The 23,918-nt window shown below is 58.2% G+C and carries 22 protein-coding genes and 3 tRNA genes; 8 read left to right on the forward strand and 17 right to left on the reverse strand.

Going from position 1 to position 23,918, the window contains the following annotated elements; genetic code table 11:
• Positions 1-4 precede the first annotated feature (4 nt).
• From MHX53_RS04220 to MHX53_RS04270, 11 genes are all read right to left on the reverse strand, one after another.
• Positions 5-211, reverse strand: a complete 207-nt coding sequence (locus tag MHX53_RS04220) for a DUF1049 domain-containing protein (protein WP_102238529.1) — start codon at positions 209-211, stop codon at positions 5-7.
• Between the two features lie 702 nt (positions 212-913).
• Positions 914-1,303 carry a hypothetical protein gene (locus tag MHX53_RS04225; RefSeq protein ID WP_102238528.1) on the reverse strand — a complete coding sequence of 130 codons (390 nt, stop codon included), beginning with the start codon at positions 1,301-1,303 and terminating at the stop codon, positions 914-916.
• 243 nt (positions 1,304-1,546) lie between these two features.
• Positions 1,547-1,623: transfer RNA gene (locus MHX53_RS04230), tRNA-Met, on the reverse strand.
• A gap of 27 nt (positions 1,624-1,650) precedes the next feature.
• A tRNA-Thr gene (locus tag MHX53_RS04235) sits at positions 1,651-1,723 on the reverse strand.
• Between the two features lie 104 nt (positions 1,724-1,827).
• Complete coding sequence (locus MHX53_RS04240; protein ID WP_102238527.1) at positions 1,828-3,054, reverse strand: amidohydrolase family protein; 1,227 nt, start codon at positions 3,052-3,054, stop codon at positions 1,828-1,830.
• A gap of 153 nt (positions 3,055-3,207) precedes the next feature.
• Positions 3,208-4,008 (reverse strand): glycerophosphodiester phosphodiesterase family protein, encoded by an 801-nt coding sequence (locus MHX53_RS04245; protein ID WP_180965317.1) that lies wholly within the window; start codon positions 4,006-4,008, stop codon positions 3,208-3,210.
• Positions 4,008-5,348, reverse strand: a complete 1,341-nt coding sequence (gene gdhA, locus MHX53_RS04250; RefSeq protein WP_102238525.1) for an NADP-specific glutamate dehydrogenase — start codon at positions 5,346-5,348, stop codon at positions 4,008-4,010. Before gdhA ends, MHX53_RS04245 begins: the two co-directional genes overlap by 1 nt.
• 136 nt (positions 5,349-5,484) lie before the next feature.
• Positions 5,485-5,566: transfer RNA gene (locus MHX53_RS04255), tRNA-Tyr, on the reverse strand.
• An 82-nt stretch (positions 5,567-5,648) separates the two neighbouring features.
• On the reverse strand, positions 5,649-7,175 hold the full coding sequence (locus tag MHX53_RS04260) for a tripartite tricarboxylate transporter permease (protein WP_102238524.1): 1,527 nt from the start codon (positions 7,173-7,175) through the stop codon (positions 5,649-5,651).
• Positions 7,175-7,765, reverse strand: coding sequence for a tripartite tricarboxylate transporter TctB family protein (locus MHX53_RS04265; RefSeq protein WP_102238523.1), 591 nt, complete (start codon positions 7,763-7,765; stop codon positions 7,175-7,177). Before MHX53_RS04265 ends, MHX53_RS04260 begins: the two co-directional genes overlap by 1 nt.
• Positions 7,762-8,754, reverse strand: a complete 993-nt coding sequence (locus MHX53_RS04270; protein ID WP_102238522.1) for a tripartite tricarboxylate transporter substrate-binding protein — start codon at positions 8,752-8,754, stop codon at positions 7,762-7,764. Before MHX53_RS04270 ends, MHX53_RS04265 begins: the two co-directional genes overlap by 4 nt.
• Positions 8,755-8,884: 130 nt before the next feature.
• Here MHX53_RS04270 and MHX53_RS04275 point away from each other — a divergent pair, with 130 nt between their 5' ends.
• From MHX53_RS04275 to MHX53_RS11765, 3 genes are all read left to right on the forward strand, one after another.
• Positions 8,885-9,376 (forward strand): YajQ family cyclic di-GMP-binding protein, encoded by a 492-nt coding sequence (locus MHX53_RS04275; protein ID WP_102238521.1) that lies wholly within the window; start codon positions 8,885-8,887, stop codon positions 9,374-9,376.
• Between the two features lie 129 nt (positions 9,377-9,505).
• Positions 9,506-10,807, forward strand: a complete 1,302-nt coding sequence (locus MHX53_RS04280; RefSeq protein WP_102238520.1) for an MFS transporter — start codon at positions 9,506-9,508, stop codon at positions 10,805-10,807.
• On the forward strand, positions 10,804-12,003 hold the full coding sequence (locus MHX53_RS11765; RefSeq protein WP_239271371.1) for an amidase: 1,200 nt from the start codon (positions 10,804-10,806) through the stop codon (positions 12,001-12,003). Before MHX53_RS04280 ends, MHX53_RS11765 begins: the two co-directional genes overlap by 4 nt.
• Before the next feature lie 15 nt (positions 12,004-12,018).
• Here MHX53_RS11765 and MHX53_RS04290 read toward each other — a convergent pair whose 3' ends face one another.
• Positions 12,019-12,678 carry an NAD(P)H-dependent oxidoreductase gene (locus MHX53_RS04290; protein WP_102238518.1) on the reverse strand — a complete coding sequence of 220 codons (660 nt, stop codon included), beginning with the start codon at positions 12,676-12,678 and terminating at the stop codon, positions 12,019-12,021.
• Positions 12,679-12,683: 5 nt separating this feature from the next.
• Positions 12,684-13,850, reverse strand: coding sequence for an LLM class flavin-dependent oxidoreductase (locus MHX53_RS04295; RefSeq protein ID WP_239271372.1), 1,167 nt, complete (start codon positions 13,848-13,850; stop codon positions 12,684-12,686).
• A 224-nt stretch (positions 13,851-14,074) separates the two neighbouring features.
• On the opposite strand from MHX53_RS04295, the gene solA reads away from it, so the two are divergent.
• From solA to MHX53_RS04315, 4 genes are read left to right on the forward strand one after another with little or no spacing between them, the layout of a single operon-like run.
• Entirely contained in the window at positions 14,075-15,274 is a 1,200-nt protein-coding gene (gene solA, locus MHX53_RS04300; RefSeq protein ID WP_102238516.1) for an N-methyl-L-tryptophan oxidase, read from the forward strand.
• Positions 15,275-15,279: 5 nt separating this feature from the next.
• Positions 15,280-16,449 carry an ABC transporter substrate-binding protein gene (locus tag MHX53_RS04305; RefSeq protein ID WP_204515516.1) on the forward strand — a complete coding sequence of 390 codons (1,170 nt, stop codon included), beginning with the start codon at positions 15,280-15,282 and terminating at the stop codon, positions 16,447-16,449.
• The gene (locus MHX53_RS04310; RefSeq protein ID WP_204515515.1) at positions 16,446-17,519 is read left to right on the forward strand and encodes an iron ABC transporter permease; all 1,074 of its coding nucleotides are present in this window, start codon (positions 16,446-16,448) and stop codon (positions 17,517-17,519) included. Before MHX53_RS04305 ends, MHX53_RS04310 begins: the two co-directional genes overlap by 4 nt.
• Entirely contained in the window at positions 17,516-18,259 is a 744-nt protein-coding gene (locus MHX53_RS04315) for an ABC transporter ATP-binding protein (protein WP_204515514.1), read from the forward strand. The genes MHX53_RS04310 and MHX53_RS04315 overlap by 4 nt, the downstream gene beginning before the upstream one ends.
• A 17-nt stretch (positions 18,260-18,276) precedes the next feature.
• Here MHX53_RS04315 and MHX53_RS04320 read toward each other — a convergent pair whose 3' ends face one another.
• A complete protein-coding gene (locus MHX53_RS04320) occupies positions 18,277-19,677 on the reverse strand; it encodes an FAD-dependent oxidoreductase (protein ID WP_204515513.1) in 1,401 nt (466 codons plus the stop codon).
• A 159-nt stretch (positions 19,678-19,836) separates the two neighbouring features.
• On the opposite strand from MHX53_RS04320, the gene rarD reads away from it, so the two are divergent.
• Complete coding sequence (gene rarD / locus MHX53_RS04325; protein WP_204515512.1) at positions 19,837-20,799, forward strand: EamA family transporter RarD; 963 nt, start codon at positions 19,837-19,839, stop codon at positions 20,797-20,799.
• A gap of 31 nt (positions 20,800-20,830) precedes the next feature.
• Here rarD and MHX53_RS04330 read toward each other — a convergent pair whose 3' ends face one another.
• From MHX53_RS04330 to MHX53_RS04340, 3 genes are read right to left on the reverse strand one after another with little or no spacing between them, the layout of a single operon-like run.
• Entirely contained in the window at positions 20,831-21,868 is a 1,038-nt protein-coding gene (locus MHX53_RS04330; RefSeq protein WP_204515511.1) for a polyprenyl synthetase family protein, read from the reverse strand.
• Positions 21,865-23,160, reverse strand: coding sequence for a geranylgeranyl reductase family protein (locus MHX53_RS04335; protein WP_239271373.1), 1,296 nt, complete (start codon positions 23,158-23,160; stop codon positions 21,865-21,867). The genes MHX53_RS04330 and MHX53_RS04335 overlap by 4 nt, the downstream gene beginning before the upstream one ends.
• Positions 23,161-23,880 carry a demethylmenaquinone methyltransferase gene (locus MHX53_RS04340; protein ID WP_239271374.1) on the reverse strand — a complete coding sequence of 240 codons (720 nt, stop codon included), beginning with the start codon at positions 23,878-23,880 and terminating at the stop codon, positions 23,161-23,163. It abuts the gene before it with no gap.
• Between the last annotated feature and the right edge of the window lie 38 nt (positions 23,881-23,918).

The raw sequence follows: 23,918 nt of genomic DNA on the forward strand, positions 1-23,918 counted from the left end.
TCGACTACCTGCGGTTAAGGATGTCAAACACGAACTGAGCGAGCATGCGACGACGGTTTTCACGCCGTTCGCGTCGGCGCCTGGCTTCAGATTTGCCGGGGAGAACCAAGAACATGAACAGCACGCCCGCGATGAACGCGAGCCCTAGAAGGACTACTATCCCGATGAATATGATGAGGGGGATATCGACGGCAAAAAGAGTAGCGATCATGCTCAGTCCTTAGTGTTGGGGATGATTTCACACTAGCGCATGCGTGGGTTCGACGCGTTTGAGTCTAAAAGTGTGAAGTCTCGGGACATCGTTCTCTCGTTGGCAAACACCCCAGTTACCCACCACAAGCGAGAGGTTTGCGCCTAGGGGTGGTGGGTACCTTGCCGATTTTGGGCCGAAAACGTGATCAAAACGAACAAAAAGGGTGTTTACTCACCACCCCTGTTCGAAGGGTGGTGGGTAAACGGTTTTTGTTCGCGTGGCATCTGACTGGTGAGTCACATCTGCTCGGTAGAGCAGTCCAAGTGAAGCACTCCGGGTGTTTTAGTCACGACCAGACGGCGCAAAGCGAGCGAAACTACGCAATATAATGCGCAGTTTTGCTCGCTTTGCGCCGTTTCGTCTGACTGCAGTCGGCTGGTTCGACTGTATCCACTTTCGTTTCGGACCCCGAGGTGACCGTACCTGTTCGGGTCACCCCGCTGGCCGTGGGTGCATTAGCGTCATCAGTTCGGGAGAGAAACTCAAGGGTAAAGGTCCGGGGTGTGGACGATGACGCGACACATGACCGGAACGATGTCGTGACACACCTGTGGGCCGGTTCAAGGGTTTAAAGGTGAACGATGTCCTTAAACCAGACAGCTTGGACGAAAACGGAGCTACCGTCCGAACGCGGCAAGTTTAAAGGATTGATGGGGATTCTTACCGTTTCCGTGGGGTGAACGAAGTCGAGCATTCCCAACGGTTCTTACCTTGAGTCGCCACAACTTTCACGTTCACCTTGCGATTAGGGGTCGCACGATACACGTTGTACTTCACCGTTGCCTGTCCACGGGAATTTGCAGTTGCGCGTTTGGTATTAGTGGTGGTCTTGTACTTGACTGAGACAGAAACTTTAGCCTTCTTACCAACCTTCGACACGTTCACCGATGTAGTGGAGTACTGTCTAGGGTTCTTGTTGGACACGGAGACCGCACACTTTTTGGCACGGGGAGCCGCTTCCGACGGCGCAGATGTGGCCACCGATCCGGTGATCAGCAGAGCGACAGCAAGAGTAGTGGCAGAAACAAAACGAACAGGCGCAAACGACATGCGAAGGCTCCTCAAAACGTAACGCAGGAACATAGATGAATAACTTTGCTCGGCGTTACGACACAACAGTTACAACCGATTTATTCACGCAACGACTAAGAACATTTTGAGAAACCGAGCGTCCTGAGTCTACCAACCCCTAGCACTCGCACGCGCGCCCCTTTAACGGTCGAGACTCTCCGTTTCACACCTCGGCCAAAAACGAAACAAGGCCAGCTCACGTAAGAGCTGACCTTGTTTGTGTGGTAGCGGGAGCGGGACTCGATCCCGCGACCTCACGATTATGAGTCGTGCGCTCTAACCAGCTGAGCTACCCCGCCATAGGCACGAATCGTAATTCGCACGAGAGCCCCAAAAGGGAATCGAACCCTTGACCTTTTCCTTACCATGGAAACGCTCTGCCGACTGAGCTATTGGGGCAACGAAAGAAAACTATACACACCCGCGCGGGGTGATGCAAAATCCAGGCACGTCCTCTTTCAGCCCCGCATCCGCGACACCCCGCGCAACCGAACTACCGAACTCTAAACAGCCACGCCACCTTGGAAGACACGCTTCTCAACAGTGCGTAACTGTTCAACCCCTCGCTCTTCCAAGCTTCCCTCAAACAGCACAAAGTCACCGTGGTTGCCCACGCGCACCCGCCCCACTGAGTCATCACCCATCAAGTCCGCGGCGTTTACCGTGGAGGCGCGTAACACCTCGGCGGTGTTCATACCCACGCCCGCCATGAGCTCCAGCTCTTCCAGGTTCTGCCCGTGAATGCCAACCCCGGCGTCGGTTCCCATGGCGATCCGCACACCCGCCTGGTGAGCCTTGGCTACGGATTCGCGGTGGCGCTCGGCCACTCGGCGCGACTTTTCAACCATGGCTTCAGGAATCGGCACGCCGGCCTCGGCCGCACGAATCACCGCCAGCGGGGCCTGCAACGTGGGCACCAAAACGCAGTCGCGCTCTAGCATCAAGTCGATGGTTTCGTCATCCAGGTAGATGCCGTGTTCGATCGACGCGACCCCCGCCAGGACCGCGTTCTTAATCCCTGCGGTCCCCTGCGCGTGTGACATGACCCGGCGTCCCTGCGCGGTGGCTTCTGCGACGATCGTGGAGATTTCGTCCACCGTGAACTGTGAGTGGCGCGGGTCGTCGGCTGCGGACAGCACTCCCCCGGTCGAGCAGATTTTGATGTGGTCGGCACCGGCGCGGATCAGCTCGCGTGTTTTCAACTGCACGCCCGCAACGCCGTCGGCCACACCGGACGGGCGCCCGGGGTGGGCCATCAGCATGGGTGTACACGCACCTGAGGGCAGCATTCCGTCGCCGTGCCCCGCGGTTTGGCTCATGATGGTGACGGCCACTTTGAGTCGCGGTCCGCGCACCAGTCCGCGCTCCAGGGCTTCTCGGACGCCTGCGTCGGCTCCGCCGGCGTCCCTGGCCGAGGTGACCCCCGCCTCGAGCGTCACACGCAAGTTTTCGACGCCTCGGTAAAACTGGAGAGAAAACGGTTCGGTAAACCCTTCGAGCGATCCCGCGTTATTCACCAGCGAGTGAATGTGGCAGTCAATGATTCCTGGGGTCATTGTGTGCCCCGTACCATCCACAACGGTTTCTGATTCGCGCTTCTCAAGCGTTCCCGCGGGTTCGACAGCACTGAATCGCCCGTCTTCGACGCGCACGTCGTAGGTGCCATCTTTAAACGCTTCCCCATCGAACAGTGCAACGTTTGTCACCAACACATCTGCTTTGTGTGCCACGTTTTCTCCTTCGAAACAACCTATGCGTTGGCACTCATATTAGACAGGCGTGAAAGTGCGTGCGGTGGGGTATCCCCATGTGAAATGAAAGGACGCCACCCCTATGTGAACTAGCAGGTCGCGTCCCCATCTGAAGTGCGAGGGAGCGCCCCCTTACGAATGCGCGATGTCGTACTTTGCGGCCAAGAACCCCTGGAGGCGCCCCGGCTGGTTCGTGATGATCCCGGTGACACCTGCACCCACGAGCTTCTCCCAGTCACGTGGAGTGTCCGTGGTGTAGACAAAAACGGCCAGGTCACGGCCCAGCACTTCTTCAACGAAGTCCCGTCGCGCGTGGAACCCACGAATCGACGGGTTCACCGCGACAACTTCAAGCCGCTGGGCAATCCCCATGTCTTCTTCACGCGGAATCAGGCGCAACAGCCCACGCGGCACGTGCGGAGCAATATCACGGCACACCTCTACTGAACGCACGTTGAAACTCTGGAGGATGACACGGTCAGCCATTCCCACCTCGGCGATTTCCTGCCCAACCCGGGCCACCGCGCCCGGGCTCCATTCGCCTTTGAGTTCCAACAGCATCCGACCGCCCATTTCCGCAACGTTCTTCAGCATGGTGTCCAGGCGAGGGATGCGCTGGCCGGCGTACCCCAGGCCACGACCGTAGCCCGCGTCAGCCAGCGAGATACGGTCGTAGCTCATGTGCGCGATCGTGCCCTGAATGTCGGTGGTGCGTTGCAGAGTGGGGTCATGCACTACAACGGGCACACCATCTGCGGTGACGTGAAGATCGACCTCAATGAAGTCGCACCCGATCAGCCGGGCGGCATCCACGGCCGCCATCGTATTCTCAGGTGCCGCTCCCGAATACCCGCGGTGGGCGATCACCCAGGGTTTGACACCTCGGCCGGGAACTTCGTCGATTTCACGTTCACGCAGATAGTCAGAAAACATCACACAACTCCGAAAGCAAGCATGGCATCTGCTACTTTACGGAATCCTGCAATGTTTGCACCCATGACGTAGTCGCCGGGGTGTCCATATTCTTCAGCGGTCTCAAGGCAGCGACGGTGGATGTTCTGCATGATTTGGGTGAGGCGGTCTTCGGTGTAGTCGAAGGTCCAAGAGTCGCGTTGCGCGTTTTGTTGCATTTCCAACGCCGAGGTGGCAACCCCACCTGCGTTCGCAGCCTTACCTGGGCCGTAGAGGACGTCCGACTTCTGGAACGCTTCGACGGCTTCTTCGTTGCAGGGCATGTTCGCGCCTTCTGCTACAGCTTGCACGCCGTTCTTGATGAGTTTTTTAGCGTCGGAGCCCAGGAGTTCGTTCTGGGTGGCGCACGGCAGTGCCACGTCTACAGGCACGTCCCACGGGCAGTTGTTGGGGACGAAACGAGCCGATTTGCGGGTTTCGACGTACTCGCCGATACGTCCGCGCCGGTTGAGTTTGATGTCCTTGAGGAGGTCGAGGTCGATGCCCTGTTTGTCGTACACGTACCCGGATGAGTCGGATGCGGTCACGACTTTTCCGCCTAGCTGGTGAACTTTTTCGATCGCGTAGATAGCGACGTTTCCGGCTCCGGAGACGGCTACAGTGGTGCCGTCCAGGCTGGAGTTCTTGGACTTGAGCATTTCGTTGGCGAAGATGGCTGCACCGTATCCGGTGGCTTCGGTGCGCACCAGCGAGCCACCCCAGGTGAGGCCCTTTCCGGTGAGCACGCCGGATTCATACCGGTTGGTAATGCGCTTGTACTGGCCAAACAAGTAACCGATTTCGCGCGATCCCACACCGATGTCACCTGCAGGAACGTCGGTGTATTCGCCGATGTAACGGTAAAGCTCGGTCATGAATGACTGGCAGAAACGCATGACTTCGTCATCGGATTTGCCGTGTGGGTCGAAGTCGGAGCCTCCCTTACCGCCACCGATGGGCAGGCCGGTCAGTGAGTTCTTGAAGATCTGTTCGAAGCCCAGGAACTTGATGATTCCCAAGTTGACCGACGGGTGGAATCGCAGACCGCCCTTGTATGGCCCCAAGGCGGAGTTGAATTCGACGCGGAAGCCACGGTTGATTTGGATGACGCCGTTGTCGTCGATCCAGGGAACACGGAAGATGATCTGGCGTTCCGGTTCACACATTTGGCTGACAATGCGTGCGTCAGCGTATTCGGGGTGGCGGTCGCCCATAGCTCGAAGGCTGGCGAGAACTTCTTTTACCGCCTGGTGGAATTCCGGTTCAGCCGGGTTGCGTTTGAGAACCTTGCTATAGAGTTCATCGATTGCGTCGTCTAACATGGCTACCCCTTTTGGATTCGGCTTAGGCTCTCAATCTATGAGAAAACAGGGTCGCTCACTTTTCGGTCTCAAATTTTGTGCACGAATGCCAAGAGGCCCGACCAGTCTTATGTCTGATCGGGCCCCTTGTTTCCTGTGGCAGGTATAGGATTCGAACCTATGAAGGCAATGCCGGCTGATTTACAGTCAGCTCCCTTTGGCCGCTCGGGCAACCTGCCAGGGGTGCGTGAAGCACCTGAGCAATATTAGCGGAAGTTTCACCAAACTAAAAATCCGCGCCCAGGTGCCCCACTCCCCTACCTACGCCGAGGTGGTTTCCGGGTGTTCTTCGAACGTCCCCTTCTTGCGGACTCGGCTGTAAATGGCGGCTCCAACGACGAGCGCTAGGACCACGTACAGCACGATCGTGATGCTGGATCCGAACAGGACAGACACGTCACCGTTCGAGCTGAGCAGGGCGTCACGCAGGTTCGTTTCAGCCAACGGCCCCAACACCATGCCGATCATCAGTGGCGCAATGGGCATGCCAAAGCGTCGCATCATCCAACCGATGATCCCAATGCCCAACAGCATGGCCAGGTCAAACACCGAGTTCGATGTCGCCCAGATACCCAGCACACAGAACATGGTGATGCCCGCGTATAGGTACGGCTTAGGGATCAGCAACAGCTTCGCCCACAGTGGCGCAAACGGCAGGTTGAGAACCAGCAACACCACCATGGCGATGAAGAAGCTCGCCAGCAGACCCCACACCAATTCAGGTGAGCGGTCAAACAGCAACGGCCCAGGCTGCAGACCATACTGCTTAAAAGCCGCCAACAGAATCGCGGCGGTTCCGGTGACCGGCAACCCTAAAGCCAATAGCGAGGCCATCGCCATACCCGTGGTCGCGTTACCTGCCGCCTCGGGGGCCGCCAACCCTTGGATCGCACCCTTACCGAACTGGTTGCGCCCAGACTTCTTATCAATCCTGCGCTCCAGCCCATACGCCATGAACGTCGGCACCTCGGAACCACCCACGGGAACGACACCGAACGGCAACCCAATCGCAGTCCCACGTAACCATGCAGGCAGAGCCTGACGCACCTCGGCGCGGGACAAAAACGGACGCCCCGCAGCCAGCACCTTGAACTGGTCCCGCTCACGGCTGGCCCGGCCAGCAACCCGCAGGATCTCCCCCAGGGCCAGCACAGCCACGGTCACGGTCACAATGGAAATGCCGTCAAACAGCTCCGGCACACCAGATGTGAACCGCTCAACACCGGACACGGAGTCGATACCCACGACCGCGATCGCCAGGCCCAACGCCAACGAGCCCAGCCCCTTGACCACCGAATCCGAGACCACCGACGACGTTGCGACAAACGCGAACAAGGCGAGCGCGAAGTATTCGGCCGGGCCAAAGAGTGTGGACAGGTTCGCCAGGGTGGGTGCCAAGAACACCACCAGGACGCTGGCGATCATTCCACCTATGAACGCACCGATCGCGGCGGTCGCCAGCGCCTGCGGCGCGCGTCCCGAGGTGGCCATCTTGTGACCTTCGAACGTTGAGGCGATCGCGGAGGACTGCCCGGGTGTGTTCATGAGAATCGCCATGGTCGAGTCACCGAACAACCCGCCAAAGTACACACCGGCAAACATGATGAAAGCCCCAGTGGGCTCGAGCGCAAAGGTCATGGGCAACAGCAGAGCCACTGCCATTGACGAACCCAGGCCCGGGAGCACTCCCACCGCGGTACCCAGCAGACATCCCACCAAAACCCAGATCAGGTTGATTGGGACGAGCGCGGAACCGAACCCTTCAACGAGTGAACTTACGGCATCCATCAGCGACCTCCCGCAAAAATCAGTCCTGACGGCAGGTCAACGCTTAAGAGCACTGCGAAAATCAGGTAGATAACACTTGATAAGAAGAACCCAACCAGCACGTCCATGAGCCAGCGTCGTGAACCGATCGCGTGGGCCACCATGACGAACATTAGTGCGGCAGAAATGATCCAGCCGATCGGCACGATCAGTGCAATGAACAGCACCAGACCGCCTACGGCCCAGGCCAGGGCACGCCAGTCGGTGTACCAGGCACGTTCTTCTAGGTCTTCTGGTTCGGTTGCTGGTGCGAGCTCAGGGAGCTGTGGCTTGCGGATGATGTCAACCGCGAGCACCGCGGCCAGCACGTACAGGGCAATAATGACGATCCATGGGAAGAACTGTGGCCCTGGGAGGTCCACACTTTCCGGGACTTTCATCGCAAACTGACCGATCAGCATGTACGTGGCAATTGCTGCCATGAGTGCGGGCATCACTAATCCCGCACGGCCGGTCCACCAACCTCGGTCCTTGAGGTTTTCGTACCCCAGGATCTCGATCTGGTCATCCTCACCCGGTTTGACCGGGTCGACTGCGCGTGATCCGCTCACAGGCCCAGCTCCTTCAGTAGTTCAGAGGTTTTCTTCTGGTCTTCTTCGAGGAATTTCTCAAGCTCGTCCCCGGTTTCCCACGCGTCGACCCAGGCGTTGCGCTTCAGAGCGTCTTGCCATTCGGGGGTGTCGCGCATTTCCTTGAGCAGTTCCAGCTGCTGTTTGGCCACTTCGTCGCTGACGCCTGGGGCTGCCAGCATGCCGCGCCAGTTTGCCAAGACCACGTCGTGGCCCTGTTCAGAGATGGTGGGAATGTCGAACCCTTCGATCCGCTCAGGCCCGGTCACGCCCAGTGCTTTCACACGGCCTGCTTGAATTTGGTCGGCAACTTCATTGAACCCGGTTGCTGCGTAGTCCGCGGTGCCGTTGAGAAGTGCCGCGATTGCTTCACCGCCACCGGACTTAGGAATGAAGGTAGTTTCGGAACCTTTTAGCCCAGCTTCTTGTGCCAGGTTAGCGACCACGAGGTGGTCCATAGACCCTGCCGACCCACCGGTCCACGGGTGTCCCTTGGGGTCTTCTTTCCACTCGTTGAGCAGGTCGTCAATGGTTTCAAGCGGGGAGTCCGCAGGAACGATCACCACATCGTAGTCTTCCGCGATTTTGGCAAGCGGCACCACGTCGTCGTATCCAACCGGGGAATTGTTGATAAGGATTCCACCCGTCATGGCCGACCCAGTAGCAAGGAGGGTGTCGGATCGTTCGTGCATGGTGGAGAAGCGTCCCAGGCCGATGGTTCCTCCCGCACCCGGAATGTTCACGACCTGCACGTTTCCAACCAGACCTGCTTGACGCATGGCCTGTTGCTGTTCGCGCACGAACCCGTCCCATCCACCGCCGGCACCTGCCGGTGCGATGAGGGTGAGGTTAGCGCGCACGTTATCTGATGCGCTGGCGCGCTGGATCGAAACCGTCATGGCGACGACCAGCACAACCGCGGTGATCACCGCGAACACCAGCAGCCCAACAGGGCGTTTGCGTTGTTTCATAGGGTTTCCGTTCTGTTTAAAAGTTCAAGTAGCGTAGATCACCCTGAGAGTTTCGTCAAAATTGGCGACGCCTGTTCGCTACGGTGAGACAGGTTACACTGTGGTTTGATCACGCTGAAGAGGAGACAACATGGCGAGCGACTCAAGTTTTGACATTGTGAGCAAAGTTGACCGTCAAGAAGCGGACAACGCACTGAACCAGGCAGCGAAGGAAATCAACTCGCGCTACGACTTCAAAGGCACTGACGCTTCGATCGAGTGGTCGGGCGAAAAGATCATGATGAAGGCAATCAGCGAAGACCGTGTGAAGGCTGTCCTGGATGTTTTCCAGTCGAAGTTGGTGCGTCGTGGCATCTCGCTTAAGTCACTGGACGCGGGTGAACCGTATGCGTCCGGTAAGGAATACCGCCTGGAAGCTGCGATCAAAGAAGGCATCGACCAGGAAAACGCCAAAAAGATCTCAAAGCTCATTCGCGAAGAAGGACCCAAAGGTGTCAAGGCACAGATTCAGGGTGATGAACTGCGCGTGAGCTCTAAGAAGCGCGACGACCTGCAGGCCGTCATCGCCATGCTCAAGTCCCAGGACTTGGATGTGGACCTGCAGTTCACGAATTACCGCTGACTCCATACCCCCTAGCGCGAGGTGGGAAACCGCCTCGCGCTGTTTTATGCCCGTCTCACGGTCTAAACGAAAACTCCTGACCACCTCGGGCTGATTCACACTGACCGAAAACACACTCAAGGACGAACAATGACTCACTCACCAACCGGCACCACTGCTCCCCCAGACCGCAAGACCGGTGACAATCCAGCAAAAGTCGCGTTCGCTAGCTTCATAGGAACAACCGTTGAGTGGTACGACTACTTTCTGTTCGGCACCGCCGCCGTGCTGGTACTGAATACCCAGTTCTTCCCGTCGCTCAATCCGCTAGCTGGACAGCTCGCGTCCCTTGCCACGTTTGGTGTTGCTTTCGTCGCCCGACCTTTGGGCGGACTGATTTTTGGCCACTTTGGTGATCGCCTCAGCCGCAAGAGCATGCTGGTGCTGTCCCTTCTGATGATGGGCTCCTCCACCTTCCTGATCGGTGCGCTGCCAAACTATGAAACCATCGGCATCGCTGCACCGATCCTGTTGGTTGTGCTTCGCATTATTCAAGGTTTTGCCGTCGGTGGTGAGTGGGGCGGGGCCATTCTCATGGCCGTCGAGCACGCACCCAAGCACAAACGCGCGTTCTACGGAAGCTGGCCGCAAGCCGGTGTACCCGCAGGGTCAGTACTTTCGAGCTTGGTGTTTTTCACCGTGCAGCTCATGCCAGACGAACAGTTCTTTGCGTGGGGTTGGCGAATCCCATTCCTGCTGTCAGCAGTTCTGGTAGGAATCGGCCTTTTCATCCGTATGAAACTTGAAGAGTCACCCGAATTCGCTGAGGTAAAAGACACGGGTTCTGAAGCTGAGGTTCCCGTATTCGAAGTCGTTCGCACTTCCAAGAAGTCTTTGCTCATTGGAATCTTCTGCCTGGTCGGATCTAACACGTTGTTCTACCTTGCTACCGTGTACCTTTTGTCCTGGGCACCAGCTAACACTAACTTGTCCCGAGGCGACGTCCTCCTCGCCATCGCCGTGGGAGCGGCCGCCGACGTTATCGCAATTCCAGCCGTAGCCACCTTTGCAGATCGCCACGGGCGCCGAACCATGATGGTCGTGGGCAATATCGTTACGGCGCTAGCTGCGTACCCCATTTTCCTCGCAATGTCGACCGGAACCGTGTGGGGTGCGATGCTGGCGATGATGCTCGCATTCCCAATTGCTCACTCGATCGTGTACGCAACGTCATCGGGCTTCGTGGCGCACCTCTTCCCACCAAAAGTGCGATACACCGGTTCTTCTGTGGCGTATCAAGTAGGTGGACTCATTTCATCGGCTCCTGCCCCGGTGATTTCTACCCTGCTTTACGCTCAGTTCGGAACGTGGGCTGCAGTCGCAGGATACCTTGTAGTCGCAAACCTCATAGCAGCCGCGTTCTGTGCGCTGGCAGATAAGGACGAATCGTGAACACTGAACTATCCACCCGCGCAACTGAACTCAACGCGGTCACCACATTCCTGAACCCTTCCACAGACCCACAAACCAGCCAGAGCACCAACGCCCACACAAAGCAGCCTGGCCCGCTGGCCGGGCTCACGTTCGCGGTAAAGGACGTCATCGACGTCGCCGGTGTGCCCACCTCCATGGGCTCGAACGTCACGGTTCCCGGCACTCAACCGGCGACCACCTCGGCGCCGATCGTCTCCCAACTCACCGAACTGGGCGCGGTCGCAGTTGCCAAGACCAACTGCCAAGAGTTCTCGCACGGGATCCTGGGTGACGCCAGCGCGTTCGGCCGGGTCATCAACCCCGTTGACCCCGCCCTGTGTACGGGCGGGTCCAGCTCTGGTTCGGCCGCGTTGGTGGGAGCTGGGGTGGTGGACGTCGCACTGGGCACCGACACCGCCGGGTCCGTGCGCGTGCCCGCCGCGTGCTGTCACGTCACCGGCTTCAAACCCACATTTGGAGTACTCCCCGTCGACGGCATCTTCCCGCTCTCCCCCACCTTCGACACCGCAGGTCTGTTCGCCCGCGAGCCGGCCACGGTCGCTCGCGTATTTTCCGCGCTCACCGGACGTGAAGCACCCCCGGCACCGGACCAGCCACGGATCGGGTTCGTCGACGCCCGCGGCACCATCCGCGCCGTCACCGGGAACCTGCCGGACGCGCACAACCTCACCACCTCGGGCGAGGAACTTTTCACCCGCGCCGCCCACATCTACGACGTGGTGCGCAAGTTCGAGTCAGCCCAGGTTCACCGCGACCTCATGAACACGCAGGCCCACGACTACCAGCCGCAGGTCTTGGCGAAGTTCAAAGACGCCCTCGACGTCAGCGAAGAAGAGTACCAGCAGGGTCTCACCCAGGTGCGCAGTCTGCAAGATGAGGCCGCCGAGGTGTTCGCCAGCGTCGACTTCATTGTCACCCCCGCTGTCGATGGGCCGCTCGCCACGTGGGAGCTAGCAGATTCGGACCCTGGCGTGCGCGGGGCATACATGCATTACAGTCAGCCGTTTAACGTTGTGGGTTGGCCGGCCGTTGTGGTTCCGTGGCACACCACCGACAGTGCCGGGTACCCACAGTCGATACAGATTGTGGCCCACCCTGGAAAGGACGCTGAGCTGCTCACGTTCGCTATGGCGTTTGCCGGGGCGGGCAACTAAGAGCGCACGCCCCCGCTACTGCCCGCTGTACCCGTTGCCGGTGGCCAGTCGCATGAGGTCGCTGCCCAGGTCGATCGACAGCTCCGTATCACCGGCCGAACCATACGAATGCTGGTAGTGGTCCCACGTATTGTTCCGCGCGGCCCCGCGCACGTCAGCTCGGATGAGCGCCAGCAACTCGCCTGCCGCCCGTGCGCACCGGGTACGCAGTTTGGGGTCGTTGAAGTCTTCTGGGGCCGCGAACACCGAGGTAGGTGTCGTGTATGTGCGCAAGTAGGCGAACAGTCCGCGGATCTGGTCGTCGACCACCAGCGCGTGGCGTTGGCTTCCAGCCGTGCCCGCCAGCAGAACCGGGGTGCCAATGAGCAGGTCGTTATCCAGCGCTTGGAAGAACGCCATAAAAACGGCACTGGCGCCGGCTTTGAACACCGGCGTACCCACGATGAGCGCGTCGGCGTCGAGCAACGTGGCCTCGATTTCCTTAAGCGCAGGTGACTTGTGCCCGCTCACCAGCACAGTCATCGCGTCCTGGGCCACGTCGCGCACGTTGATGAACGTACACGTGACGTTGTCTTCCGCGCCGTGAACACTCTTCGCGATCTGCGAAAGCAACGTCGCGGTCGACGATGTTTCGCTGGTTCCTGCGTTGATCACCACCACCGTGGCGTCCTGCATCGCGGCTATCCTTCCTGCTCAGTATCGAGATATGGCGAACCTCCGGTGACGTTGTCACCTCGGTTGGCCCGAGGTCGTGGCTCCCGAGGTGGTTTGTCACCGTAGCGGGCCCGCACCAGGCTTTCGTGGGTTGGGGCATCGGGGACTTCCGGGTCGCGGCGGGACTCGAGCTCTGCCCGCAAAACGGGCAGGACTTCTGATCCCAGTAGTTCGATCTGTTCCATGACCATGCTGTGGGGCATGCCCGCGTGGTCCACGAGGAACATTTGGCGTTGGTAGTCTCCAAACGTTTCTTGGAACGTCAAAGTCTTCTCGATTATTTCCTGCGGGCTTCCCACACTCAGGGGCGTTTCGTTGACGAATTCTTCGAGCGATGGCCCGTGCCCGTACACGGGAGCTTCGTTGAAGTACGGTCGGAAGCGATTCCACGCGTCCTGTGACTTCCGCGCAACGAACGCTTGCCCTCCCAGCCCCACGATGGCTTGTTTTGCCGAGCCGTGTCCGTAGTGTTCGTATCGTTGACGGTAGAAGTTGACCAGGCGTTGCGAGTGTTCGGACGGCCAGAAAATGTGGTTGGCGAAGTACCCGTTGCCGTAATAGGCGGCCTGCTCAGCGATTTCGGGCGTGCGAATGGACCCGTGCCACACAAACGGTGGCACGCCGTGCAGTGGCCGAGGTGTTGAGGTGAACCCGTTCAGCGGCGTGTGGAACGAACCTTCAAAGTCGACCACGTCTTCACGCCACAAGCGGTGGAGCAGGTTGTAGTTTTCCAGCGCAAGCGGCAACCCCTCGCGAATGTCTTGTCCGAACCACGGGTATACGGGTGCCGTGTTTCCGCGCCCCAGCATGAGGTCCATGCGCCCGTCACTCAAGTGCTGGAGCATGGCGTAATCTTCAGCGATTTTCACCGGGTCATTGGTGGTGATGAGGGTTGTCGACGTGGACACCTTCAGGCGCGTTGTCTTCGCAGCGATCGTGGCCAACAGCGTGGTTGGGCTTGACGACACGAACGGCGGATTGTGGTGCTCACCGATCGCATAGACGTCGAAGCCGGCTTCTTCAGAAAACACCGCTTGCTGAACCAGGCTACGAATCCGCTCACCTTCGCTTGGGGTTTCTCCCGAAACAGGATCACGCGTCACATCACTGACCGAAAACAGCCCGAACTCCATGGCACCTCCATCACGCACATAGTTGATACTTCAATCAACGCTGTCTGCTGTGATTTATTCCCTCGCGCGTCGCCCGCAATGCTAATCGGCGGAATCGATATCGACCATTCGACTTCCGCTCGAGTGATCACTTTCCCTTCTCAATGAGTTAGGTTAGTCTAAGCTAAGTTAAACCACGATCGTTTTTCACACGACACGAGACAAAGGAAGGGCCTTGGCCATACATGGTCGCAACTGATTTTGATATCGCCGTAATAGGGCTTGGTGCAATGGGATCCATGGCGCTGTGGCAGATCACTCGCTTAGCACCGCACGATTCCATCGTTGGAATCGAAAGGTTCGAACCGGGCCATGACAGGGGATCTTCTCACGGAGGATCGCGAATTTTCCGACGCACTGTATTCGAAGGGTCCCACTATGTCCCTCTCGCACGTCGCGCACTCGAGCTGTGGGACGAGCTCGACAAGTCATCCACTTCACAGTTGCGCATTCAGACTGGCGGCTTGACCATCGGTGCTGCCAATAGCGATTTTCTGAATGACGCTCAACGAGCTGCCCACGCAGGCGGAGCAGAAGTGGAGTTACTCAGTCGCGAGGAATTACGCGCGAGATTCCCTCAACATGCGCTCTTTTCAGACGACTGCGGCCTGTTTGAACCGAACGCCTGCGTGCTTCATCCCGAGCACAGCATTCGGGCCGCCGTTGAATCTGCTACGCGTGCAGGCGCCACATTGTTAACCGACGCACACGTCACTTCTCTGACTGCACGGAAATCACACTGCGTTATCAGCACGTCAACCCACACCATAACTGCCCGGCGCGTCATCGTAGCCGCGGGCGCATGGAGCACACAGCTCCTCCCAGACGAACACATGCCGATTCGGGTACAACGAACTGTCCCAGTTCACTTCCGCACATCGGCCGATCGTACACATGATTACGGCCCACAACACTTTCCGCTCTTTATCCGCGACAGCCACCAAATCAACTTGTGGGGAATTCCCGACGTTGACGGCCAGGGAGTCAAGATCGGCGTAAAGAACGCCCAAAAACCGTGGCTCACCGAGGTCGAACACAACTGGACACCTGCCCGCCCCTCCGATATCGCCCCTGCGATCGAGGCATGCGCCCAAGCTATTCCAGAACTCGCAGATGCACAGACTTCGGGGCATCCATGCATGAATGCACGAACACCAGACGGCCAATTCATCGTCGGTCCAGCACAGAACTACCCGAACACCACGGTTCTGGCAGGGTTTGGCGGTCAAGGGTTCAAGTATGCCCCCGCTATCGGCGAACTTGGCGCTCTCCTTGCTTTGGATAGCTCAACTGAGACCGACATCTCGGCATTCTCACCCAAACGTCTGCGCCACCTTCGCTGGAGCACACCCGCAACACCGTTATTCCAACCAACCGAGGCATGATCACTATGACACAATCAAAACACTCGTCCATCAGGACCATCATCGCCACTATTGTGGCCCTCGTTCTTACCCTCACGGCCTGCTCACCACAGAAATCGGCCGATTCGGCTACCGGCACCCAAACACTGACCGACGCGCTTGGTCGAACCGTCGAAATACCTAAGAACCCCGACCGAATTCTGCTTGGTGGACAGCGGGAGTTGTACACCACGGCCATCCTTAACCCGGACAATCCCCTCGACAAGATCGTCGCTTGGCCCAATGATTTGCTTGAAAATGACCCCGACACTTACCACGCATACGCCGAAAAGTTTCCAAAGCTCAAAGAGATACAGACGACAGGCGAAATCTGGGACAACTCATTTTCACTTGAGCAAGCATTGCAAACCCGACCGCAAGTTTTCGTTATCAGCGCTTCAAGCTTTAAAGCCGCTGAAGAAGCAGGCATCATCAGCGGTTTCGAAAAGGCTGGAATCCCAACCGTCGTCATTGACTACTTTGTTGAACCAATCAAGAACACCGTGCCAAGCATCCGGATCATGGGTCAACTGTTTGGACAGCAACAGCGCGCTGAAGAATTCGTCAAGTTCTACGAAAGCAAAATCAAGAATGTCACCGACACGTTGGAACGCACAAAGCCTCAGGAACAACGCGTTTTTCTATGGCGCGCCCCAGGCTACTTTGACTGTTGCCAAACCTTTAAAGAGTCTAACCTCGCAAAAATTGTCACGGCAGCAGGAGGCAAGAATCTAGGTGACAACCTGCTCAGTAGCCAGCAGGGCACCCTTTCGCCAGAAGCAGTAGCAAAAGCGGCACCCGATGTCGTCATTGCAACAGGAGCAAACTGGTCAAGCGAGTCAAGCCCCGCAAAGCCGGGCACGTATGTTCCTCTCGGATATTCAGCAGACCCGAAGAGCGTAGCCCAAGAGTGGAAAACGGTACTTGAAAAGCAGACTGTCATCAACCAAGTTCAAGCGGTGAAAAACAAGCGCGCGTATGTTGCGTGGCATCACTTCTACGACTCCCCATACAACTTCCTTGCCGTCGAATGGTTTGCACAAGCGATTCATCCACGCGAGTTCGCGGACCTAGAGCCCGAACGAGACTTCCAAGAGCTACACACACGTTTTCTCCCCGTTGACGCAAACGGAACGTTCTGGACAGGTCTACCGTGATTCTTCATAGCAGAACAGCAACTGAACAGGGCGCTTCGGTACATGCTCATATTCGCTCTACACAACGACGTTTGGGCGTCCTCGGTCTGCTTGCCGCACTTCTTATTGTTGTTGGATGTGCAGATGCTTGGATTGGGGGCGCCCCAATGCCCGCCGAGGCATTTTTCCATGCGCTGATAAGTCCCGCGACCAGCGAAAAAATCGATACCCAAATCGTTTGGGATGTGCGCTTGCCCATGACCGCAACAGCAATAACCTGCGGCGCCGCCTTGGCGATGTCCGGAGCACAGATGCAAACAACCTTAGGAAATCCCCTGGCAGAGCCGTACACGCTCGGCATCGCCTCGGCGGCAAGTTTTGGCGCATCATTGGCGGTAGTCACGGGATTTGGTTCTACCGCACTTGGGTCAGTCCTGGGCGTCGCAGGATCCGCTTGGGTATTCGCCATTATTGGCTATGGCATCATCCTGGGAATCGCAAAACTACGCGGCCCGAGCGCCGAAAGCATGATTCTTGTGGGAATCGCCATCGTGTTCTTTTTTGACGCACTCCTGGCCCTCATGCAGTACATGGCATCCGTTGTTGAACTTGAGCAGGTCGTCTTTTGGACGCTTGGCAGCTTGACCCGTGCGACATGGCCACAAATCGCACTCATGGGAGTCATGCTGACGATTGGGGGATTCTTTTTTGTCTCAAAGGCGTGGACACTGACCGCCTTCCGAATGGGAGACGATCGCGCCCGCTCGATGGGCATACCTGTAGAACGCACACGCTCTCAGGCCCTACTAGTAGCTTCGTTATTAGCTGCGACCGCAGTATCTATGGCCGGAACAATTGGTTTTATCGGGTTGATTGGCCCTCATATAGCCCGGACTTTGGTAGGCGAAGATCAGCGATTCTTCTTGCCTGCTTCAACCATGACTGGCGCATTGCTTCTTACCTCTGCATCGATGGTGGCAAAAATCATTCAGCCCGGAGTGATTCTACCCGTGGGAATCATTACAGCCGTTGTAGGTGTACCCGTCTTTCTCACCTTGATTTTGAGCCGAAGAAGAAAGGTTTGGTCATGAACGAACTGACGATCCAAAACGTTTCGTGCAGACGCGGAAAGACTCAGATTCTTCACAACGTCAGCATCAAACCATGTCAGCCCGGATCTGTCACGGCTGTTGTTGGGCCCAACGGCGCAGGAAAGTCGACGTTCTTACGTTGTGTGGCAGGTTTGGAAAAGAACTACCGTCCCGCACATCCGGAAGAGATCTTGTACCTTCCACAAGATCCGCCTCCTCCATCGTCGCTGTCAGTTTTTGAATCCGTTTTAGTTGCGCACCAACAAGGAAAATCCGGTATTGGGCATCTTCGCGTTACTCATTCTGCGCGTTGTCGCGTTCAGGAGGTCATTGAACGTTTAGGTCTAGTTGAATTTGCCAACCGTGCAATGGACCAACTTTCTGGTGGCCAGCGACAACTAGTAAGCCTTGCGCAAGCTGTCGTGAGAAAACCTTCCGTTCTCTTGCTTGATGAGCCAAGCAGTGCGCTCGACTTGCGAAATCAACTCGTCTTGCTCGACCACGTACTGACTTTCGCGCGAGAGCAACCTGCCGTGGTGATCGTCGCAATCCACGATTTAAGCCATGCTGCCCGCTTCGCCGACAACGTGGTAGTGCTTCATCAAGGATCGGTGCATTCAGAAGGACCGGGCCGCGATGTCATCACACCCCCGATGCTCAGAGATGTCTACCGAGTGCACTCTCGTGTGGATAGTTGCCCTGACGGTGGCCTAAGCATCGACGTTTCTAAAGCCCTCTAAGCCGGCTCACTTTCAAACTACTCCTCGTTCGACACTGCTTCACGGGCGGCCGCGAGCATGCCTTCACGAGTCGCTACCTTGATACGTTCGCGGCCGTGCGGGGCACCGAATGCGCGCTCCGCCGCCTCAAGCCGGTGGATACCTTCCCAGTCGATGAAGCCCACTCCCCGACCCTTCAGCAACTCAACAATCGCGTCCTCGGACGCGTCGTCTGGCTCCGGCAGTTTCCCTTCGACAAAGTCGGTAATCACATGCCCAATCGTTTCCAGTGCGTCACCCTTGGTGTGACCAATGAGCCCCACCGGGCCACGCTTGATCCACCCCGTGACATACACACCCGGCACAACCGGCGCTTCATCCGCAGTCATCTGGCTCTCGCCGTCCACCACGCGACCTTCAACGTTGGTGATCACACCCTTACGGGCATCAAACGGAAGCTGTGGCAGAGGCGTTCCAAAGTATCCAACCGCGCGGTACACCGCGGTCACGTCCCAGTCGTGGAACTCACCGGTTCCGGTCACGTTGCCGGTACCGTCCAGCTCCTGGCGCTCGGTACGCAGGCCAGTGACTCCAGTCTCCTCGTCACCCAGAATCGAAACGGGCGAGTGCAAGAAGTGCAAGTGCAGGCGACGCTTGGCTCCAGTTGGTTCACGGAGCGTGAAGTCGGTGAGCGTCTTGGTCACCTGCTTGACCTGGTTGGACTCCTTGATCGACTTCATTGACCCTTCGTCGAACTCAAAGTCCTCCGGGTACACAATGATGTCCACGTCCTTTACCTGGCCCAGCTCACGGATCTCCAGTGGCGTGAACTTAGCCTGCGCAGGCCCACGGCGTCCAAACACATGCACATCCGTCACCTGGGACTTCTTCAACCCTTGATACACATGATCAGGAATCTCGGTCGTCAACAAGTCATCAGCTTGCTTGGCCAGCATGCGCGCCACGTCCAACGCCACGTTTCCGTTACCAATGACAGCCACGCTCTTCTGATCTAGCGGCCACTCCTGGGACACATCTGGGTGTGAGTCATACCAGTTGACGAACTCTGCTGCCCCATAGGACCGAGGCAGTTCAACACCCGGAATGCGCAAGTTCGCGTCAATGAAACAACCCGTTGAGAAGATCACCACGTCGTAGAGCTTCTGCAGGTCTTCCAAGTGGATGTCGGATCCAAAATCCACGTTGCAGAACAGGCGAATATCCCCACGGTCAAGAATCTTCACCAATGCGTTGGTGATTCCCTTGATTCGCGGGTGGTCAGGAGCAACTCCGTAGCGCACCAAACCGAACGGTGCTGGGAGGCGTTCGAACAAATCAATGCTGACCTCAAAATCGCGCTCTGCCTTTGTAAACAGATCAGCGGCGTAGATTCCCGCCGGCCCTGCGCCCACAATTGCTACGCGAAGTGGTCGATTCATGTCACACCTTTCTTCAGTCGCACCCAAGTCTAAGTACATTGCCTGATAGCCCGCTAATTTTTCCCGCTCAGAGCCAGCATTCGTGCGCGGACTCACATCCCAAACTCACACCGCAAACACGGCACACACCTCGGCGAAACTTGTGTATAAACTTCCCGTGTGAACGCGCACCCAAACAACGAACCAAACACCCCGGAACCAAACCAAGGCATCCCGGATGACGAACAGGCCCGCCGAAAGGCCGGCCTCCTTTTTGGCCTCGGCGCGTACCTCATGTGGGGAGCCCTGCCCCTGTTCTTCACGATCATCCAACCGGCAGGCCCACTGGAAATCCTGGCCCACCGAATCGTCTGGTCGCTGTTCTTCTGCCTGATCCTGCTCCTGCTCGCACGCGGTTTCCCCCGCCTGTGGCGCCTGTTGCGCACCCCGCGCATCCTAGGACTCCTCACCTTGGCGGCGATCACCGTTGCCATCAACTGGTTCATTTTCGTCTTAGGCGTGGACATCGGCCGCGTGGTTGAAGTCTCCCTGGGCTACTACATCAACCCTCTGATCTCCGTGCTCTTGGGCGTGCTGTTCCTGAAAGAAAAACTCCGCCCACTCCAGTGGCTAGCCATGGGAATCGGCGCGGTCGCCGTCGTGGTTATCGCGGTAGGCAACGGCCGGTTCCCCCTCCTGGGCGTGGGCGTCGCCTTGTCGTTTGGCCTCTACGGCCTTATCAAGAAACGTGTGGGTAGCCGCGCCGGAGCTCTCGAAGCGATGACCATCGAAACGATCGTCTTGTTCATCCCGTCCCTGGTCTACGTCCTCTACCTGGTCTCACAGGGGCAGTCGCAGTTCGAAACCAACGGCCCACTGCACGTCATCCTCATGCTCTGTCTGGGTCCCGTCACCGCGATCCCGCTGATCCTGTTCGGAAGCGCGGCTTCACGCATCCCGCTGTCCTGGGTGGGCATGTTGCAATACGTGACCCCCACCATGCAGTTCATCACGGGAGTCATCATCATGGGTGAGCACATGACACCGTCGCGGTGGGCAGGGTTCGGCATCATCTGGGTGACCGTGGTGCTGGTATGTGTGGACGGCGTGATGGCCGCCCGCCGTAGGCGCCGGCTCCGCTAATTGACGCTCCGCTAACCGCCGCCGAGGTGGTTCACCGCGCCCGCTCAACCGTCCCGTATGCGAAGGTAGAAAGTGCGTCCTTGATTTCGCCGTCGGGCAACGGGGCCAATGCTTCTACCGCACGGTCGGCCCATGCGCGCGCTTCTGCCCGGGTCTGTTCAAGCACCTGGTGTCCGGCCAAAGCTTGGCGGGCTTCTTCGAGCGCCGCATCTTCGGTGAGGTCGGAGTCCACCTTGGCGACGACCTCGGCGGCGGACTCATCCCCGGCTTCTGCCGCCTTGCGCGCCAACAGAACAGGCAGCGTTGCCACCCCTTCACGCAGGTCAGTACCCGGGGTCTTCCCCGAGTCCTTTCCGTCTACAGTGAGGTCGATGACGTCGTCAGCAAGCTGGAACGCGACCCCCACGGCCTCGCCGTACTCTTTCACAACCGGGCGCAACTCGGCTGGCCCGTTAGACGCGATCACTCCGAACTGGCACGACGCAGAAATCAGGGACCCCGTTTTGTCGGCCAGGACTGACAGGTAGTGCTCAATCGAATCGTCCGATTCGGTGGCTCCTACAAATTCGTGCAACTGCCCCAGGACCAGGCGCTCAAACGTTTCGGCCTGCACCTGCATGGCTTCTGCGCCCACTTCCAGGCTCAGCTGCGAAGCTCGGGCAAACAGCAAGTCGCCGGTCAGAATCGCGACGTTGTTACCCCATTTTTCGTGGGCAGACAGCGCGCCCCTGCGTTTGGGGGCTTCGTCCATAACGTCGTCGTGGTACAGGCTGGCCAAGTGGACCAGTTCCACCGCGGCCGCTGCCGTATGCACGCGGGGTGAAACTCCATCGCCCAAAAGTGAGCACAGCAAAACCAGCATGGGGCGTACGCGTTTTCCTCCGGCCCGCATGAGGTGGTGGGAGGTTTCGTCAGCAAAGGCCGAGGTCTGACTCACCGAGGCGTCAAGGACCGTTTCGACTTTCTGGAGTTCGTCGACAAGCATGTTCGACACGTCGTCGGACAGAGACCCGCCCACAGCATCAAGCGCGAGTCGCCCGTGATTCTTTGGCGTCGAGGTGCTTGTCATGTCCCCATTCCTGTTTCGTTGCTTGTTGCAGGCACCACCCGTTCAAGGCCTGCAATGACGTGGTCGAGGATGTCCTTGCCGGAACGTTCTTCGTACACGTTTGCAAACAGTTTCACCACAAACTTCATCAGCGTGGAACTGCTCATACCGTACTTTAGCCCCAGTTTCATGATCTGGGGATGTCCGATCAGGTTTGCGAACGCTCGACCCATCGTCACATACGACCCGTACGCTTCCCGCACGATCGCCGGGTACGCACTCACCGCCGACTTCCACGCCCCGGTTGGGTAGCCGTGGTGGGTCACCACAATATCGGCTGCAATGCGTGCCGACTCCATTGCATAGTCGATGCCTTCGCCGTTAAATGTGTTCACCATTCCCGCGGCATCCCCCACCAGCATGACTCCGTCTTTGAAGTGCGGTGTGCGGTTAAATGCCATAGGCAGTGCGGCGCTCTTAGCGTCCGCGAGCGCCGCGTCGGGGTCGATGCCCCAGCGTGACCCCACGGACCCCACCCACTGGTGCAGTGTCTTCTTGTAGTCCACATTGCGGAAATCCGGGGACGTATTCAGCATGCCCAGTCCCACATTGATCGTGCCGTCGCCCAGGGGGAACAGCCACCCATATCCAGGCAACGGTTCACCACTGCCCCCACTGCCTGCGTCTGCGCGTAGTTCGAGCCACGATTCGATGAAGTCGTCGTCGTGGCGCGGCGACTCGAAGTACGTGCGCACCGCGACACCCATGGGTCGGTCGTCACGCTTTCGGATGCCCATTTTCACCGCAGTCCTGGACGACACTCCGTCCGCCGCGATCACCAACGGCGCCCGGAACGTCACCCGCTCCCCCGTTCGACGGCCTCGGTCATCAGTCACTTCCGCATGCACGCCAGCGACCCAACCGTTTTCAAAGAACGCTTCCGTCACCTGCGTGTTCTCAAAAAGGTGCGCGCCGCTGGCCTGCGCGTGACGGGCCAAGGCTTCATCTAACAGAACACGTGGGGCCGTCAGCCCGTAGTTGGGCATGCCGGACACGCGCGGCCATTCGAGTTCCACCCGGTGCCCGCCGCCAAACAGGCGCAGGCCCCGGTTTTCGTGCCACCCCGGGTTCTCAAAACCTAGATACCCCAGCTCACGCACCGCCCGCGGGGTCAGCGCGTCACCGCAGATCTTGTCGCGTGGGAAACCGGCCTTCTCGACCAGCGCCACACGTAACCCACCTCGGGCCATATGCGCGGCGGCCGCTGAACCACCCGGGCCGGCACCTACAACAATGACGTCAAAGTCAGCCACTTACGACTGGCCTCCCGGTTGAATAGCCCCCGGTTTAATAGCGTGGTGGATCGCAACGATCCCACCCGTGAGGTTGCGGTATTTAACCTGGTCAAAGCCCGCGTCGCGAATCATGTACGACAGGTCCAACTGCGCGGGCCACCCACGGATCGACTCAGCCAAGTACACGTACGCTTCCGGGTTAGAGGACACAACCTTGGCCACCGCGGGAAGCGCGCGCATGATGTACTGCTTGTAAAACTTTGAGAACGGTGCAAACGTGGGCGTGGAAAACTCCGTGATGACCAGCCGCCCGCCTGGTTTGAGCACACGCAACATTTCAGCCAACGCACGCGTGGGATCCTGCACGTTGCGGAATCCGTATGTGATGGTCACGGCGTCGAATTCGTTGTCATCAAACGGCAGGTCCAGCGCGTCTGCGTACACAAACTCGATGTCGGGGTGGCGTTTGCGACCCACTTCCAACATGCCTTCAGAGATATCGCCGGCAATGACGTGCGCGCCAGCCTGGGCATACGGAACGGAACTGGACCCCGTACCGGCCGCCAAGTCCAGGATCTTTTCACCCGGCTGCGGGTCCACCGACCGTGTGTTTTCCACGCGCCACCACCGCGACAGACCGAATGTCATGGCATCGTTGGTGAGGTCGTAACGGTCTGCAACAGCGTCGAACATCGATGCGACATCCGATTTCTGCTTGTCTAAGTGGGCGCGACTCATTCCTTTATCTTCGCAGGTCTGGCATGGCTTAGCGAAAT

The sequence above is a fragment of the Brevibacterium sp. ACRRH genome (genome assembly GCF_022346365.1).
GTDB lineage: Bacteria > Actinomycetota > Actinomycetes > Actinomycetales > Brevibacteriaceae > Brevibacterium > Brevibacterium paucivorans.